This is a genomic window from Streptomyces sp. NPDC101160 (assembly GCF_044768205.1).
In the GTDB taxonomy this organism is placed as follows: domain Bacteria; phylum Actinomycetota; class Actinomycetes; order Streptomycetales; family Streptomycetaceae; genus Streptomyces.
This window is the reverse complement of the sequence record NZ_JBIWPJ010000002.1, coordinates 422589-438882: the sequence shown is the minus strand read 5'-3', so window position 1 is coordinate 438882 and position 16294 is coordinate 422589. Positions and strand designations below refer to the sequence as shown.

The 16294-nt window shown below is 73.3% G+C and carries 15 protein-coding genes; all 15 read left to right on the top strand.

All coding sequences use genetic code 11. The features are described from left to right. Positions 1-342 precede the first annotated feature (342 nt). The 15 genes from ACIRSU_RS07605 to ACIRSU_RS07535 are packed head-to-tail and all read left to right on the top strand — an operon-like array spanning position 343 to position 16289. Positions 343-600 (top strand): phosphopantetheine-binding protein, encoded by a 258-nt coding sequence (locus ACIRSU_RS07605; RefSeq protein ID WP_403789794.1) that lies wholly within the window; start codon positions 343-345, stop codon positions 598-600. Continuing rightward, positions 597-3779 carry an amino acid adenylation domain-containing protein gene (locus tag ACIRSU_RS07600; RefSeq protein ID WP_403789793.1) on the top strand — a complete coding sequence of 1061 codons (3183 nt, stop codon included), beginning with the start codon at positions 597-599 and terminating at the stop codon, positions 3777-3779. Before ACIRSU_RS07605 ends, ACIRSU_RS07600 begins: the two co-directional genes overlap by 4 nt. Then, positions 3776-4507 (top strand): alpha/beta fold hydrolase, encoded by a 732-nt coding sequence (locus tag ACIRSU_RS07595; protein ID WP_403789792.1) that lies wholly within the window; start codon positions 3776-3778, stop codon positions 4505-4507. The genes ACIRSU_RS07600 and ACIRSU_RS07595 overlap by 4 nt, the downstream gene beginning before the upstream one ends. Beyond that, complete coding sequence (locus ACIRSU_RS07590) at positions 4504-5244, top strand: SDR family NAD(P)-dependent oxidoreductase (RefSeq protein WP_403789791.1); 741 nt, start codon at positions 4504-4506, stop codon at positions 5242-5244. The genes ACIRSU_RS07595 and ACIRSU_RS07590 overlap by 4 nt, the downstream gene beginning before the upstream one ends. Positions 5245-5251: 7 nt before the next feature. Beyond that, on the top strand, positions 5252-6541 hold the full coding sequence (locus tag ACIRSU_RS07585; RefSeq protein WP_403789790.1) for a glutamate-5-semialdehyde dehydrogenase: 1290 nt from the start codon (positions 5252-5254) through the stop codon (positions 6539-6541). Next, a complete protein-coding gene (locus ACIRSU_RS07580; RefSeq protein WP_403789789.1) occupies positions 6538-6825 on the top strand; it encodes an acyl carrier protein in 288 nt (95 codons plus the stop codon). The genes ACIRSU_RS07585 and ACIRSU_RS07580 overlap by 4 nt, the downstream gene beginning before the upstream one ends. Further along, on the top strand, positions 6822-8177 hold the full coding sequence (locus ACIRSU_RS07575) for a TrpB-like pyridoxal phosphate-dependent enzyme (protein WP_403789788.1): 1356 nt from the start codon (positions 6822-6824) through the stop codon (positions 8175-8177). Before ACIRSU_RS07580 ends, ACIRSU_RS07575 begins: the two co-directional genes overlap by 4 nt. After that, positions 8174-9355 (top strand): acyl carrier protein, encoded by a 1182-nt coding sequence (locus tag ACIRSU_RS07570; RefSeq protein WP_403789787.1) that lies wholly within the window; start codon positions 8174-8176, stop codon positions 9353-9355. Before ACIRSU_RS07575 ends, ACIRSU_RS07570 begins: the two co-directional genes overlap by 4 nt. Beyond that, positions 9352-10851, top strand: a complete 1500-nt coding sequence (locus ACIRSU_RS07565) for a class I adenylate-forming enzyme family protein (protein WP_403789786.1) — start codon at positions 9352-9354, stop codon at positions 10849-10851. Before ACIRSU_RS07570 ends, ACIRSU_RS07565 begins: the two co-directional genes overlap by 4 nt. After that, positions 10844-12067, top strand: a complete 1224-nt coding sequence (locus tag ACIRSU_RS07560) for a type III PLP-dependent enzyme (RefSeq protein ID WP_403789785.1) — start codon at positions 10844-10846, stop codon at positions 12065-12067. The genes ACIRSU_RS07565 and ACIRSU_RS07560 overlap by 8 nt, the downstream gene beginning before the upstream one ends. A 33-nt stretch (positions 12068-12100) precedes the next feature. After that, entirely contained in the window at positions 12101-12358 is a 258-nt protein-coding gene (locus ACIRSU_RS07555) for a phosphopantetheine-binding protein (protein ID WP_403789784.1), read from the top strand. Continuing rightward, positions 12355-13515 carry an acyl-CoA dehydrogenase family protein gene (locus ACIRSU_RS07550; RefSeq protein ID WP_403789783.1) on the top strand — a complete coding sequence of 387 codons (1161 nt, stop codon included), beginning with the start codon at positions 12355-12357 and terminating at the stop codon, positions 13513-13515. The genes ACIRSU_RS07555 and ACIRSU_RS07550 overlap by 4 nt, the downstream gene beginning before the upstream one ends. Further along, complete coding sequence (locus ACIRSU_RS07545) at positions 13508-14638, top strand: acyl-CoA dehydrogenase family protein (RefSeq protein WP_403789782.1); 1131 nt, start codon at positions 13508-13510, stop codon at positions 14636-14638. The genes ACIRSU_RS07550 and ACIRSU_RS07545 overlap by 8 nt, the downstream gene beginning before the upstream one ends. After that, complete coding sequence (locus ACIRSU_RS07540) at positions 14635-15267, top strand: 4'-phosphopantetheinyl transferase family protein (RefSeq protein WP_403789781.1); 633 nt, start codon at positions 14635-14637, stop codon at positions 15265-15267. Before ACIRSU_RS07545 ends, ACIRSU_RS07540 begins: the two co-directional genes overlap by 4 nt. Then, on the top strand, positions 15264-16289 hold the full coding sequence (locus ACIRSU_RS07535) for a hypothetical protein (RefSeq protein WP_403789780.1): 1026 nt from the start codon (positions 15264-15266) through the stop codon (positions 16287-16289). The genes ACIRSU_RS07540 and ACIRSU_RS07535 overlap by 4 nt, the downstream gene beginning before the upstream one ends. Positions 16290-16294: the final 5 nt, after the last annotated feature.

The following is a 16294-nucleotide window of genomic DNA, read 5'->3' as shown; positions in this document are numbered from 1 at the left end:
TCAGTGATTCTTGATCAAACATTGCACGAGTATTGCGGGAGTATTGCAGGGGAAAGTCCGACATTCGCCCGCAAAGGACGCGTCCTGTCCGGGTTTGACCCTTGTAAAGACGGGATCACCCGGGCCGCTCCGCCGCTCGTACCGGTGCGCTGACCTGCGGATACAACGCGCGAACAATCGTCAGCGAATACTGAATACATCGGGAGTACACACCCCCGGCAGATGCTGTTGCCCAGGTCCTCGCGGCATCTCTGCTCACAGTTCTGGGCTATCGCCTATTTCCAGCCACTCGCCCGACGCGTGCGGCCGATTCACGATTCCTCTGACATGACTGGAGCATCGATGGAGACGTCTGTCGACTTCGACGCCATCATCACCAAGTACGCGACCTTCGCCTTCGACGACAGCACCCCCCTGCAGGACGCCGGCCTCGAGTCGCTGTCCCTCATCCGCCTCGCCGTGGAGGTGGCCGCCGACGACGACGCCGAGATCGACGCCACGCGCCTGGCCGATCTGCGCACCATCGGCGACCTCAAGGCATGGCTGCGCGACGTCGCCGCCGGCGGCGACGCGGACACGGACGGGACGGCCGACGCGTGAGCGCTCCGACGGACACCGACGCCGTCCCCGCGGCCGCTGCCGAGCCGCTCCCGCTGACCGACTCCCAGAAGGGCCTGCTGGTCGTCAACGACCGTGTGCCCACCCCCGAGATCTACAACCAGGTCATGCGCTTCGACATCGACCCGGCCTTCGGTTTCGAGGCCGTGGCCGACGCGCTGATCACGCTGGTCACGGTGCAGCCGTCGATGCGTCAGATCTTCGCGCTGCGCCCCGCCCCGCACGCCCGGTTCGCCGAGCCGCCCGCCCGCGCGGAGCTGCCCCTGGAGCTCGTCGAGGCGCCGCCGGACCGCTTCGACCAGACGATCGGCGAGTGGGCGGTGCGCCTCGGCCGGCCCGCGTTCGCCCTCACCGAGGAGTCGCCCTGGCGGGCCGGTTACGTGCGCGCCGCCGACGGCTCCCAGGCGGCGATCCTCCTGGTGATGCACCACATCATCGGTGACGGCGTGTCGCTCGGCCCGGTCGTACGGGACATGGAGTCCGCCCTGGGCGGCTCGCTCACGGCCGAGCGCACCCAGGAGCTCCGCGCCACCCGGGAGCGGGCGTTCCTGCGCGAACTGCGCGCGCAGAACTCCGTGACCACCGCGGACAAGACCGTCGAGCGGGCCAGGCAGTGGGCCGAGCGGCTGCGCGAGGTCCCCGCGCAGGTGCTCTTCCCGCGCCCGAACCGGCCGGCGGAGACCGACTTCGACGGCGCGCGCCTGGAGTGGCTGCTCGGCGAGGCCGAGAGCGACGCGGTCGCCGCGACCTGCAAGCGGCTGAACGTGACGCCGTTCGTTCTGTTCAGCGCCCTCTACAGCGCGGTCGTCGCCCGGCACGCGGCGGTCGAGACCGTGCTCATCGGCAGCCCCTTCATGGCCCGCCGCACCGTCGGCGCCTTCGACCTCTGCGGCTTCTTCGTCAACACCCTGCCGGTGGCGATCGACGTCGACTGGACCGTCCCGTTCGACCGGCACGCCGGCGAGGTGGTGCGCGAGGCGGTCGACTACTGCCGCTCCAACGTCGACGTGCCGTTCAACCAGCTCGTCGCCCACGCGCAGCCGGACCGCTCGACCAACCGCAACCCGCTGTTCGCCTGCATGCTCGCCATGCAGGACACCTTCGACGGGGACAGCTCCGGGGTCATCCGCGGGGTGGGCGAGCCCAGCAACGGCACCGCCAAGTTCGACCTGTGGCTCGGCGCCACCCCGGTCGACGGCCGCTGGCTGCTCGAGCTCGAGTACGACACCCAGCTCATCGCGCCCGTCGTCGCGGACGGACTGCTCACCTCGCTGCGCTCGGCGCTGCGCCGGGCCGTCGAAGACGGATCGCGCACGCTCGCCGACCTGTTCACCGACGCGTCGGCGGTCGACAGCCGCCGCACCGACGGGTACCCGGCCGACGTGCCCGCGGCCACGCTCGCCGAGTGGCTCTCCGGCGTCGCCGCCGGACAGCCCGAGGCGGTCGCCATCGCGGACGAGGGCGGGAACGTCTCGTACGGCGAACTCGCCGCGCGTGTCGACGCCGTGGCCGCGGGCCTGGCCAAGGCCGGTGTGGCCGTGGGCGACGTGGTCGGCATGTGCCTGGACACGCTGTCCGACACCACGGTCACGCTCCTCGCGATCATGCGCTGCGGAGCGGCCTACCTGCCGCTCGACCTCAGCCTGCCGGCCGAGCGCCTGCGGTACATGGCGGAGACGGCCGGCATCCACGTCACCGTCGGCGCCGAGGTCGACATTCCCGGCGTGCGCCGGGTGACGCTCGACGAACTGAGCGCGGACGGCGCGGAGTTGCCGCCGCTCACCGGTTCCGCCCCGCCCGCGTACGTGATGTTCACCTCCGGCTCCACCGGCCGCCCCAAGGGCGTGCTCATGGGCCAGGGCCCGCTGCTCAACCTCACCGGCTGGCAGATCGCCGCCCTCGGGATGGACCGCGACACCCGCTTCCTGCAGTACGCGCCCCTGGGCTTCGACGTGTCGTTCCAGGAGATCGTCCCCACGCTCGCCGCCGGCGGCACCGTCGTGTCGCGGGAGCCGGTCGACCGCCGGGACTTCCCCGGCCTGGTGCGGCACGTCGCCGACGCCGAGGTCACGCACATCTATCTGCCGGTCGCCGCGCTGCGCCCGTTCGTCCAGGCCGCGCAGGCCAGGGGCACCCGCTTCACGGCGCTGCGGTACGTCTGCGTCTCCGGCGAGCAGCTCCTGGTGGACGAGCAGATCCGCGCGTTCTTCGTCGACCATCCGTACTGCGAGCTGGTCAACCTCTACGGTCCGACCGAGACCCACGCGGTGACCACCCAGCGCCTGTCCGGCGCCGAGGAGCAGTGGGCGGGCCACGTGCCGATCGGCCTTCCGCTGGCCGGCGTCCACGCCTACGTGGTCGACGTCACCGGACACCTGGCGCCCGCGGGCGTGCCCGGTGAGCTGTTCCTCGGCGGCAGGTGTCCGGCCGAGGGCTACATCAACGACCCGGAGCGCACGGCGGCGAGCTTCGTCGAGGACCGCTTCGCCGGGACCGGGTTCATGTACCGCACCGGCGACCGGGTGCTGCGCGACCAGCACGGGCAGCTCGTCTTCCTGGGCCGCGGCGACACCCAGATCAAGATCCGCGGCTACCGCGTCGAGCTCGGCGAGATCGAGATCGCCACCACCGACCTGCCCGAGGTCCGCCAGGCCGTCGTGGCCGTCCGCGGCACCGGGGCCGACCGCGAGCTGCTGCTCTTCGTGGTGCCCGAGGGCGACGCCACCGTGGACGGCGAGCGCGTCCGCCGCCACCTCGCCGGCGTCCTGCCTGCGTACATGGTCCCCGCGCGGGTCCTGACCGTCGACACCGTGCCGACGACGGGCACCGGCAAGACCGACCGGGACGCCCTCCTCGCCCGCGCCGACCGCCTCATCGCGGAGCGTCAGGACGCGGCGGCCCCGGCGCCCGCGGAGTACGCGGACGAGCTTGAGCGCGGTCTCGCCGCCGTCTGGGAGGAGGTGCTCGGCAGCACCGGCATCGAGCGGGACCGCACCCTGCTCGACTACGGCGCGCACTCGCTGAACATCCTCTCCGCGCTCGCGCTCGTCGAGGAGCGGTTCGGCACCGCGGTGCCGATCGTCGACTTCTTCCGTCTGCCCACGATCGCCGCGCTGGCCGAGCTGGTCCGCGAGTACGGCGAAGAGGAGGCCCCGTCATGACCACCGCGTCCCCCGCGACCAGCCGTCTGGTGATCCTGGTACGGAAGAAGAACCGGCCGACCTGTGTCGTGCTGCCCGGCGCGGGCGGCGGCCTGCAGCCCTACCTGCGGCTGGCCGGCTACCTCGGCAGCCGCTACAACGTGTACGGCGTGCGCACCCTGGGCATGGTCGCGGGCGAGGAGCCCGAGACCACCGTGCCGGAGATGGCCGACTCGGTGCTCGCCACCCTGGACGAGCAGGGCCTGACACCCGATCTGGTGGTCGGCTGGTCCATGGGCGGCACCCTGGGCTGGGAGCTGTCCACCCGTCTCGCCGAGCGCGGGCACCGCCCCGACCTCGTCCTGATCGACACCTCCCCGCTGCTGCGCGAGTCCACGCCGGAGGCGGACGGCGACATCGAGGACAACATCGTGCGCCAGCTCGGTCCGCACGCGGACGAGGCCACCAGGACCCGGGTCCTGGAGACCTTCCGCGCCCAGGTGCGGGCCCTGACGGAGTACGAGACGACGACTCCGTACGCGGGCCGGGTGCTCCTGACGATGTGCACGGGCGACCGGATGGGCCCCCGCGAGGAGGCGACGGAGCGCTGGCGGGAACTCGCCGCCGACCTGCGTACGGCCTCCCTGTCGGCCACCCACTTCGGTGTCTTCGACGCCGAGCACTTCACCGAACTCACCGAGCCCATCGGCAAGTTCCTGGACCTGGCCGACCCGGAGGCGGCCAGGTGACCGGTCCGCTCGCGGTCGTCAGCGGGGGTACGCGGGGCATCGGCCTCGCGTTCACCCGCCGGCTGCAGAAGCTCGGCCACCGTGTCGTCGCCCTCTACCGCTCCGACGAGGAGGCCGCCCGCCAGGTCGCGGACCCGGGCGCCGGCATCCACGTGGTGCGCGCCGACCTCGCGGACCCGGACTCCGCGGCCGCGGCGGTCGACACGGTCCTCTCGGCTCACGGGACCCCGCGGGTCCTGGTGAACAACGCGGGCGTCAACATCGACCGCCCGTTCCTGGAGATGAGCGTCGACGAGTGGCGGCGCGTCGTCGACACCAACCTGTCCGGCGTCTTCTATCTGACCCGCGGTCTCGCCCCGGCGATGGTGGAGTCCGGTGAGGACGGCTCCGTCGTCAACATCGGCGCCACCACCGGCATCCGCCCCCGCCTCAACGGCGCCAACTACTGCGCGAGCAAGGCGGGACTGCTCCAGCTGACCAAGTGTCTGGCCCTGGAGCTGGCCCCGCGCATCCGGGTGAACTGCCTGATCCCCGGGATGACCGAGACGGAAGAGCTCGTCACCCGGTTCCGGTTGGACGACGCCGAGTCCCGCGCGGCCGTGCTCGCGGAGATCCCGCGGCGGCGGATCGGCACGGTGGACGACATCGCGGACGCCCTCGAATTCCTTGTCGGCCCTGGCTCGGCCTACATGACGGGTCAAAAACTCGTCATGGACGGCGGCCAGTTCATGTGGTAGGTGACCCATGCTCGATGAGATGCTCTCGGCCGCCAAGGCGGCCCGGCTCGCAGCCCCGCCGCCCGGCGAGGCCAACTATCTGTCGTACTGCAAGGAACTCGCCACCTCCCTGCGCACCCACTGGGACGCGGTGCTCGCGGCCAACGCCGAGGACATCGCGGCGGCCCGGGCGCGCGGCCTGTCCGAGACGCTGATCGACCGGCTCACGATGGGCACCCCGCAGCTCGACTACCTCGTGGGGCTCACCGAGCGGGTGGCCGCGGAGCTGCCCGAGGTCACCTCGGCCTCCGAGGCGCACACCGCGAGCGGCGCCATGGCGGTGCGCCGCATCCCCAAGCCGCTCGGCCTGATCCTGATGATCTACGAGGCCCGGCCGACGGTCACCGTCGAGGGCGCCCTGCTGCCGGTGGCCGCCGGCAACTGCGCGCTGCTCAGGGGTGGTTCGGAGATCGCCCACACGGCCGGCGCGCTGCGCACCGTGGTCGCCGACGCCCTCGCCGCCGCGGGCCTGCCGGCCGACATGGTCCAGATCATCACCGACCCGGACCGCAAGCTCGTGCGCGAGCTGCTCAAGCGGCCCGACGCGATCGACGCCCTGCTGCCGCGCGGCAGCGCCGCCCTGGTCGACTACTGCCAGAGCACCTCCACCATTCCCGTGATCGCGAGCGGTGGCGGCGTCAACCACCTGTACGTGGACAGCAGCGCGGACGTCGATCTCGCCGCCCGTGTCGTGCTCGACAGCAAGCTGGCCGAGCCCACCGCGTGCAACACGCTGGAGATGGTGCTCGCCCACTCCGATGTCGCGGGCGACCTGGTACGGCGTCTCGTCGACCTCGGCGGGGAGAGCAGCCACGCGTACGCCCTGCGGCTCGGTCCCGGCCTCGCCGATCAGGCGCCGGCCGACGGCGGCGAAGGGGCGGTGACGGTCGAGGCGCTGTCCGACACGGACAACGGCCGCGAGTTCCTGGACCGCACCCTGGGCGTCCGCGCCGTCGACGGCCTGGACGAGGCGGTCGCGCACATCCGGCGGTACGGCTCGCGGCACACCGAGGGCGTGGTCGCCGCCGACGGCGAGGTCGTCGACCGCTTCCTGCGAACGGTGGACGCCGCCGCCCTGGTGGTCAACGGCTCGCTGCGCCTGCACGACGGCCCGACCATGCGCCTGGGCCCCGAACTGTCCATCAGCACGGCCCGGTTGCACGTGCGGGGCCCGGTGAACCTGGCCGCCCTGATGACCTACAGCTGGGTCGTCGAGGGCAACGGCACGCTGCGCGGCGCCGGAGAGGAGGAGGCGTGACCGAGGCAACGGACGCGGCGACCCGCGCCGAGATCAACCGGGTCGTCAAGGAGATCCTCATCGCGGAGGCCCGGCTGTCCGTCGGGCCGGACGCCCTCGCCGACGACGAGCCGCTCAACGGCGAGCTCCTGAAGGTCAACTCGCTGGGCTTCCTCGGCATGCTCATCCGGCTCGAGGACGAACTCGACGTGACCCTTCCGGACGACCTCTTCGTCGGTCACACCTTCCACACGGTCGCCGACCTCGTCGCCGTCATCGAGCGCGCAACGGAGATGAACCAGTGACGAAGACCCCGACCCGCTGGCGCAGCGTGCTCCCGCACCTCGGCTACCAGCTGCCGCCGGACGTGACACCGCCGGCGACGAACGGCCCGGTCACCGCCCACCTCCCGCTCGAACTGGTCCGGCAGAGCATCTCCGGCCGCGAGTGGTGGGACATCCCCGACGAGGTGGCCGACCACTACCGCAGGTTCCGCCCCACTCCGCTGTGGCGCGCCCGTCGCCTGGAGCAGGCCGTCGGCGCCAAGGCCCCGATCTACGTGAAGTACGAGGGCGGGAACCTCTCCGGCAGCCACAAGTTCAACACCGCCCTGGCGCAGGCGTACTACTACAAGCGGGCCGGCGTCGAGGAGCTCGTCACCGGCACCGGCGCGGGCCAGTGGGGCACCGCGATGGCCGCCGCGTGCGCCGCGTTCGGCCTGAAGTGCACGGTGTTCATGGTCGGCCGCAGCCTGCACGACAAGCCGTACCGCGGGACGCTGATGCGCCTGCTCGGCGCCGAGCTGCACGCCAGCCCCAGCCGGGCCACCGAGCTCGGCCGGCGCGGCGACACCGGGTCGACCAACGCCCTGGCCCTGGCCATCGGCGAGGCGGTCGAGTACGCGAAGGAGGGCGAGCAGGACGGCACCAGGCGCGCCTTCTGCATCGGCAGCGGCGAGACCTACAGCATCCTGCACCAGTCGGTCATCGGCCTGGAGGCCATCGACCAGCTGCAGGAGGAGGGCGCCGAGGTCGACACCGTCGTCGGCTGTGTCGGCGCGGGCTCCAACTTCGGCGGCATCGCGCTGCCGTTCTTCAGCCGGCACACCGACGAGGGCACACCGGTGCCGACCCTGCTCGCGGCCGAGTCCAGTGCCACGCCGAAGCTGAGCCGGGGCGTCTTCGCGTACGACGTCACCGACGCCACCGGCACCGGTCCGATGGAGGCGATGTACACCATCGGCAGCAGCTACGCGATCCCGCCCGCGCACTCCGCCGGCCTGCGCTTCCACGGCGCCGCCAAGGTGATCTCCGCGATGCGCCACCGGGACCAGGTGGCCGCCGTCGCGGTGGGCCAGCGCGCCGCCCTGGAGGCGAACCGGCAGTTCGCGCTCACCGAGATGATCCTGCCCGCGCCCGAGTCGGGGCACGCGCTCGCCGCCGCGCTCGACGTCGTCACCGGACGCGACGAGCAGCGGGCACCGGGCCGCGGCGTGCTCGTGGTGGTGAGCGGACACGGCCTGCTCGACCTCGCCGCCTACGGTCAGCTGCTCGACGGCACGATCGAGGACGGCGGACACGACGAGGAGCAACTGCGCCGTGCCACCGCCGGGTTGCGCCGGGTCCCGGACGAGCTCCTCGAGGTGAAGGCCCGATGAGCGGTGACACCCCCGTCGAGGCGCCGGCCGGTGAGTGGTCGCCGGCGCTGACGACCGTGCGGGCGGACGCGCTCGACTGTCTGCAGGCCAATCTCGCCGTGCTCGCCGACCACGCCCACGGCGGCGGCGCCCACCTGGCGCTGGGCGCGCCCGTCGGCTTCGAGACGACACCGGCCGGCCCGGAGCAGCGGCTGGCCGAGGCCGAGGAGCTGCTCGGCCTGCGCGTGACCGCGCGCCGGGACAAGGCGGACGGCCCGCTGGTGCGGGAACTGCTCCGCGACCACGCCGTCCTGTACGTCGTCGGCAACGCGTACACGATGCCGTGGGTGCCGTACGCCGGCCACGATCACATGGAGCACAGCTTCCTGCTCACGGCGGACGACGCGGATACCGAGGCCGGCACGGTCACCGTGATCGACGCCTACCACAACGACACCCCGTGGGGCAGTGCCCGGCCCGGCGTCTGGCGGCTGCCGGCCGCCGACCTCGACGCCGTACTGGCCACCGGGTGCACCGCCCTGTCGCTCGATGCCACTCCCCCGCCGGCGCTCGACGCCACGGCGGTCCTGGCCGCCAACGCCGCCGCGATGTCCGCGGCCGGGCCGCGCGTCGACGCGTACGTGACGGCGATGGGCGAGGCCCTCGGCGACCCCGACGCGCTCGACGCGCTGGTCCTGGACGTGTGGGTGCTCGGCAGGGCCCGTACCCTGCACGCGGCCTGGCTCGGGACGGTCCCGGGCGTCTCCGCCGACGCGGCCGAGGAGCAGGCGCAGGCGTGGCGGCGCTACGCCGCGCACACCTACGTGGCCGCCCGCCGGGCCCGGCGCGGCGGGGCCGTACCGGCGTCGGTGATCGACCAGCTGGACCGGCTGCTGCGCACGGACATCGAGCTGGCCCGTCAACTGGCGGCCCGGGAAGCACCGTTGGATCCGCGCGCCGTCGTGGTCGAGGAGCTGTGCGCCGTCCTCGGCGCCGACGTGGCGGGCCTGCCGGCCGGCGCGCCGCTGCGTGACCTGCCCCAGTTCAACTCGTTCCGGCTCGTCGACGTCATCGAGCGGGTCGAGACCCGCCTCGGCGTGACGCTCGACCCCGAGGCACTGCGCGAGGACAGCTTCGACACCGTCGACACGCTGTGCCGGCTGTTCGCGGCCCCGGCCGCCGTGGAGGAGGCATCGTGACCGCAACCACCCTGCTGCATGAACTGCTCGACGCCACCGCCCTGGAGCACCCCGACTCCCCCGCCGTGAGCTGCGGCGACACCGTGATGACGTACGACTGGCTGCGCACCGCCGGCCACCGGGTCGCGGCCTGGCTCGCGGACCGCGGCGTCCGGCGCGGCGACCGGGTGCTCATCTGCCTCCCGGCGGACGTCCACGGGCCGGCCCTCGTCTACGGCTGCTCGCGGCTCGGCGCCATGTTCGTCATCACCGCGGAGGGGGCCCCGGCGGGCCTGATGGAACACCTCCTCGACGACGCCGAGCCCGCCCTGCTGATCAGCGAGGACGCCGGCAGCCGGCGGCTCGCCGAGGAGCGCGGCATCAGGACGGCCGTCCTCGCCGACGTCCGCACCGCCGCGGCCACGGCCGGCCCGGAGTTCCGGGCGCCCGAGAGCCCGCTCAGCGTGGACCCGGTCTGCCTCATCTACACCTCCGGCAGCACCGGCCGGCCCAAGGCCATCGTCTCCACGCACGGCCAGGTGGTCTTCGCCGCCCGCGCCATCCAGCAGGTCCTGGGCTACCGCGCGGACGACGTGGTCTTCGTACCGCTCCCGCCGTCCTTCGACTACGGCCTCTACCAGCTGTTCCTCACCACACTCGCCGGCGCCCGGCTGCATCTGGCGTCCGCGGCGGAGGCCGGCACGACGCTGCTCCGGCACCTGAACGCCACCGGCGCGACCGTCCTGCCCGCCGTGCCCTCGCTCGCCGGCACGCTGGCCCGGCTGCTGCGCCGCCCGCAGGCCCAGGCCCCGCGGCTCCGGCTGATCACGAACACGGGCGCGGCGATGCCCGAGGACATCCCGAACACGCTCCGCGCGAAGATCCCGGGCCTCCGGATCCAGCTGATGTACGGCCTGACGGAGTGCAAGCGCGCCGCGATCATGCCGCCGGACGGCGACCTGGAGCGCCCCGGCGCCAGCGGCCGGGCGCTGCCCGGCACGGAGATCTTCGTCGTGGACGAGTCCGGGCAGCGGCTGCCCGCCGGCAAGGACGGCGAGATCGTGGTCCGCGGGCCGCACGTGATGGCGGGCTACTGGCGCCGTCCCGAGGTCACCGCCCAGCGTTTCCCCCGGGTCGAGGGTCTGCTGCCGCAGCTTCACACCGGCGACTACGGCCGGCTCGACGAGGACGGCTATCTGTACTTCAGCGGCCGTCGCGACGACCTCTACAAGGAGCGCGGCTTCCGGGTGAGCGTCACCGAGGTCGAGGCCGCCGCCCACCGCCTGCCCGAGATCGAGGCCGCCGCCGTGCTGCCCCCGGCCGAGGGACGCGACGGGGCCGTGCTCTTCGCGGTGACCGGGCTCAAGGCGCACGACGTCCTGACCGGGCTGCGCACGGAGCTGGAGGACTTCAAGGTCCCGCAGAAGTGCGTCGTCGTCGCCGAACTCCCGTACAACGCCAGCCGGAAGATCGACCGGGCGGCGCTCGCCCGCCTCCTTGAGGAGTCCCATGCCTGACGACGTCGACGCCGCCGAGAGGGTGACCCCGAGCTACCGCTACGACCTGGACGAGGTCCGGCGCTGCCACGCCCGGCTGCGCCAGGCCCTGCCGGAGCCCAGCGAGGTGTACTACTCGCTCAAGGCGAACCCGCACCCGGCGATCGTCTCCGCGCTGCACACCGCGGGCTGCCGGGCCGAGGTCTGCTCCCCCGGCGAGCTCCGGGCCGCCCTCGACGCCGGCGTGCCGGCCGGGAAGCTGCTCTACACCGGCCCCGGCAAGCAGGACCACGCGATCGAGGACGCGATCAAGGCGGGCGTCACCGAGTTCTCGGTGGACTCGCCGCACGGCCTCGACCAGCTCGACGAGACCGCCCGCCGCCTGGACACGCCGGTGCGCGCCGTGCTGCGCGTCAACGACTCCACGCCCGCGCCGGGACAGGGCCTCACCATGACCGGGGTGGCCTCGCCGTTCGGCGCGGACGCGGAATGGATCCTCGCCGAACCGGAACGTTTCCGCTCCCGGCCGACGGCCAGGCTCGTCGGCTTCCACCTCTACATGGGCACGAACGTTCCCGACGAGGACGCGCTCATGGCGCAGTTCACCCAGTCGGCGAACACCGCCCGGAACCTTGCCGACGTGCTCGGTATCGAGGTCGAACTGCTCGACCTGGGCGGCGGGTTCGCCGCTCCGTACGCCCGCGAGGGCGAGCCGCCGTCGTACCCGACCCTGGCCGGGCGGCTCGGCGAGCTGCTCGACGGCACCTTCCCCGGGTGGCGCGAGGGCCGCCCGACGGTGGCCTTCGAGTCCGGCCGCCACCTCGTCTCGACCTGCGGCACGCTCTTCACCCGGGTCCTGGACGTCAAGCGCTCGCACGGACGGCGGGTGCTCGTCCTCGAGTCCGGCATCAACCACCTCGGCGGCATGTCCGGCCTGCGCCGGCTGCCGCAGATCGCGCCCGCCGTGCTGCATGGCGAGCCCGGCACGACGCTGCCGCTCGCCGACGCCATGGTCACCGGACCGCTGTGCACCCCGCTCGACACCTGGGCGCGCGCCGCCGAGGTGGCCGAGGTCCGGCCCGGCGACGTGGTGCGGGTGCCGAACGTCGGCGCCTACGGACTCAGCGCGAGCCTGCTCGCCTTCCTCGGGCACCCGGCTCCCGTCGAGGTCGTCGTCGACGGCGGCCGGATCGTCGAGGAGTCCCGCCTCACGCTGCAGCGGCAGCCCGCCAACTGACCGACCGACCGATCTGAAGGAAGTGACCCGGATATGAACCCGGAGTTCGAGGGAATGCTCCGCCCGTTCCTGAAGTACGTGGGCGAGCAGGAGCTCACCGCCGAGTCCAGGCTGCGTGAGCTCGGTCTCGACTCGATGCAGGAGATCGAGCTGCTCTTCGCCATCGAGGACACCTTCGGTGTGCAGCTGCCCGACGAGCTGCTCACCGAGACGACGTTCGCGACGGCGGGCAACCTGTGGCAGGCGATCTCGGACCTGGACGGCGCCGCCGACGGAGCCGCTCGGTCATGACCCTACTCAGCGAGGAGCCGCTCCGGCTGTCCGACGTGCTCGACGTGGTGGCGAAGGAGGCGGCCGAGTCCGACGAGAACGCCGGCTTCCCCGTCGCCGCGCTCGACGCCCTGCGCACCCACCGCCTGCTCGGTCTGCTCGTACCCACCGAGTACGGCGGGCTCGGCGGCACCGCGGCCACCATGGTCGACGTGGCATTGCGCCTCGCCCGCGAGGACCTGTCGGTCGGGGTGATCTTCGCGATGCACTGCCAGCAGGTCGCCACCCTGGTCCGCTACGCCTCGCCCGAACTGCGCGCGGAGCTCCTCCCGGCGATCGCCAGGGGCGAGTCGTACCTGGCGTCGGTGACCACCGAGGCCGGCACCGGCGGCAGTCTGCTGGCCGCCGAGTCCACCACCGAGGCCGGCGACGGCCTGGTGCACATCGACCGCAACGCGCCGATCGTCACCGGCGGCATCCACGCCGACGCCTTCCTGATCACCGCGCTCGCCCCCGGCGCGACCTCGCCCAACCAGGTGTCCCTGGTCTACGCGCACCGCGACCAGCTCCAGGTGGAGGTACGGGGAGACTGGCAGCCGCTCGGCATGCGGGCCACGTCCAGCGTGCCCATGCGGCTCACGGGCGCGGTGCCCGAGCACCAACTGGTGGGGCCGCCCGGTGACTTCAGGTCGATGGTCACGGCCCTGTTCGGTCCGTACGCCCACCTGGGCTGGGCCGCGTGCTGGCTCGGCGCCTCGGCGGGCGCCCTGTCCCGGGTGATCCGCCATGTGCGCAGCCCGCAGGGCCGGAAGCGTTTCGACACCCGCTCCGACCTGCTGCTGCGCCGGCTCGCCCAGGTCCGCGGCGGCCTGGACACCGTGCACAGCCTGCTGCGGCACACCCTCGACGTCCTGGACCGGACCGAGGACCTGTCGCAGGCGCCGGTGCAGCTGCTGCTCAACACCCTGAAGACCGAGGCGGCGGAGCGGTGCTTCGGCGCGGTCGACGAGCTCGTGGAACTGGTCGGCATCCAGCACGGCTATCTGCGCAACTCGCCGCTGTTCCTGGAGCGGACCTTCCGCGACCTGCGCAGCGCCTCGCTGAACTACAGCAACGACCGGCTCTACCGCGCCAACGGTTCGCTGTCGCTGCTCGACGCGGAGGTGCGCCTTGCCTGAGGCCGCCGCCACCGACAGGACCGGTCTGCGCACGTCGATCGCCTCGGCGCTCGACCGGGCCGGCGCCCCCGGTGACACCGCTGCCCTCTGGCGAGAGCTGGGCCGGGCCGGCGTGCTCCGCGCGCTCGGCCCGTCCGGTACGACGCCGGGCCGGGCCGCCGACCCGCTGGCCCTCGAGGTGCTGCTGACCGAACTGGACGCGCGCCATCCGACCGGCACGGTCCTGTCGGCCTGCGTCCAGCTCGCCACCGCCCTGCCGATCCTGGCCGAGGGACTCGACAGCGACCCCGTGCGGTCGGTGTACGAGGCGACGCTGGACGGGGAGGCTCAACTGGCGCTCGCCACCACCGATTCGGGCGCCGGCGGCTCCGATCTGATGGAGGCCACGACCGTCGCCGAACTGGGCGAGGACCAGGTGGTGCTGAACGGCGGCAAGCGGTGGATCACCAACGCGACCACCGCCGGCCACGCCCTGGTCCTCGCCCGGCACCGGCCGGCCCGGCACTTCACCAGCTTCGTCTGGGTGCTCGTCCCGACCGACGCGGCCGGGGTCACCGTGGAACCGACGACCACCCGGCTGTTCCTCGGCTCCGGCGTCGGGAACCTGCGCTTCGACGGGGTCACCGTCGGCCGCGACCATGTCGTCGGCCGGCCCGGCCGGGCCCTGCCGAGCTTCGCCCGCCACATCGGCACGGAACGCCTGGCGTCCGCGCTGTGGGCGAGGGCCATCTGCCGGCGGGTGCTCGACCGGACCCGGGAACAGCTGGCCGGGCACCCGCTGCACGGCCGGACCGCCTGGGACAACGACGCCGTCCGCGCGCGCTTCGCGAAGTGCCTGGTGGAGCTGCGCCGGATGGACGCGCTGTGCGCGACGATCCAGGGCGGACCCGACGAGCAGCGCACGGCGGTGGACGGCATGATCGCCAAGGCGGCCGTGGCCGAGAGCCTGCAGTACGTGGTCGGCGAGTGCGTCCAGCTCCAGGGCGCCGCGGCCTTCGCCGACGACGGCATCGCCCATCTGCACACCGAGGCGGCGGCATGGAGCATCGCCGGCGGCGCGACGGGAGCCATGCTCGCCGGAGTCGCCGACCACGCCGCGGACGTCCTCAAGGCGAGCCGGTGAGACCGCCGGAGCTGATCCCCGTCGCGGACGGCGTCACGCTGGCCGTGGCCCGTATCGACGCGCTGCTCCCGCACGCGCGGCGCTGCACCGCGGCGGACCGGTCCGCGATCGCCGGACTGCCGCCGTGGCGGGCCCGGCAGTCGCTCGGCGCCCGCACGCTGCTGCGGCTCGCGCTCGCGGACACGGCCGGGCCCGGCGCGGCGCGGGCCCCGATCGCCGTCCACGACGGCGGCAAGCCGTATCTGCCCGACCGGCCGGACCTCGGCATCAACCTGTCGCACGACGGCGAGTGGGCGGCGGCGGTCGTCGGTGACGGGCACGCCGTGGGCGTGGACGTGCAGGAACCGCGGGCGGTCAGCCCGGGGATGCTCCGCCGCTGCTGCACCGAGGCGACCGCGGCCGGCCTGTCCGTACTGCCGGCGCCGGACCGGGAGTGGGAGTTCGCCCGCATCTGGACCGTGCAGGAGGCGTGCGTCAAGGCGTCCGGGGACGGGCTGCCCGGCCGCCCCTGGACGATCCGCGTCGACCTCGGCCGGCAGCACGGCGCCTGGCGGTCGTACCGGTGGCGGTCCCTGCGCAAGGACCAGGGACCTCCGGTGAGTTGTGCCTACCGAAGGGAGGAAGCATGACGGAGACACAGGCGGACATACCCGAGTGGCTGCGGCTGTTCGAGGGTCTGAGCTGCTACACGGCGAACCTGGCGGGGTACCTCCACCGCGAGTTCCCGCGGACCGACGAGCACTTCGCCCGGTCCGTACGGCTCGCGGTGCGCACCGACCTTCCCGACGGCGAGCTGTCCTTCTCCCACCACGCCACCCCGCTGGACGAGCTCCCGGACGGCAGCCGGCTGCGCTACCGGACCGCCGGCGACGCGGAGTCCGCCGCGGCGGAACTGGCCGCGGAGGCCGGGCGGCACGGGCGCGTCCTGGTCGTCACGGACAGCGCGCGGCTGCCCTGGTCCCCGGTCTTCGGCCAGGGCCCGTCGGCGCCGCACTGGCTCCTGGTGACCGGCGGCGCAGGCGAGGGCCGCTGGCAGGTGTACGACGCCTTCGCCGGCCTGCTGCCCGCGGGCGAACAGCGCCCGTACGCCGGTACGGTGACCACCGCCGAGCTGCTCGCGATGATGACCCTGCCCGCGGGCTGGTCGCCCGCGCAGCACCGGCGCAACACCCTGGCCTTCGGCTTTCCCGTACCGGAGCCGGAGCCGGCGTCGGGTACGGCGTCGGAACCCGGGCCGTCCGCCCTGCAGTGGCTCGCACGAGAGCCGGGGCCGGGCCGACGACCGGGACCGGGGCCGGGACCGACCGCGCCGCTGCCTGGCGACTGGCTCACCGACAGCGTCTCGGCACTGCCCTTCCTGGCCGGCCTGCTCACCCGGCAGGAGGCCGACGCGGGCCGCCACCTGGAGGACCTCTGGGCCGCGACCCAGCACCACGTGTTCCGTTACCGGCGGCCGGCCCTGCGCGGCGACGCCTCGGCGGAGGAACTCCACCGGTGCGAAGAGGCCGTCGGGGCCTGGGAGGCACTGCCCAAGGCCGTGCGCTTCGCCGTCGACTCCGCCCGCCGGGGCCGGCCGCGCGCCTCCCTCATCCACAGCACGTTCGAGCGCCTTCTCGACATCGAATCCCGTCGCGCCGCGCTCCCGGTGTGACAAGG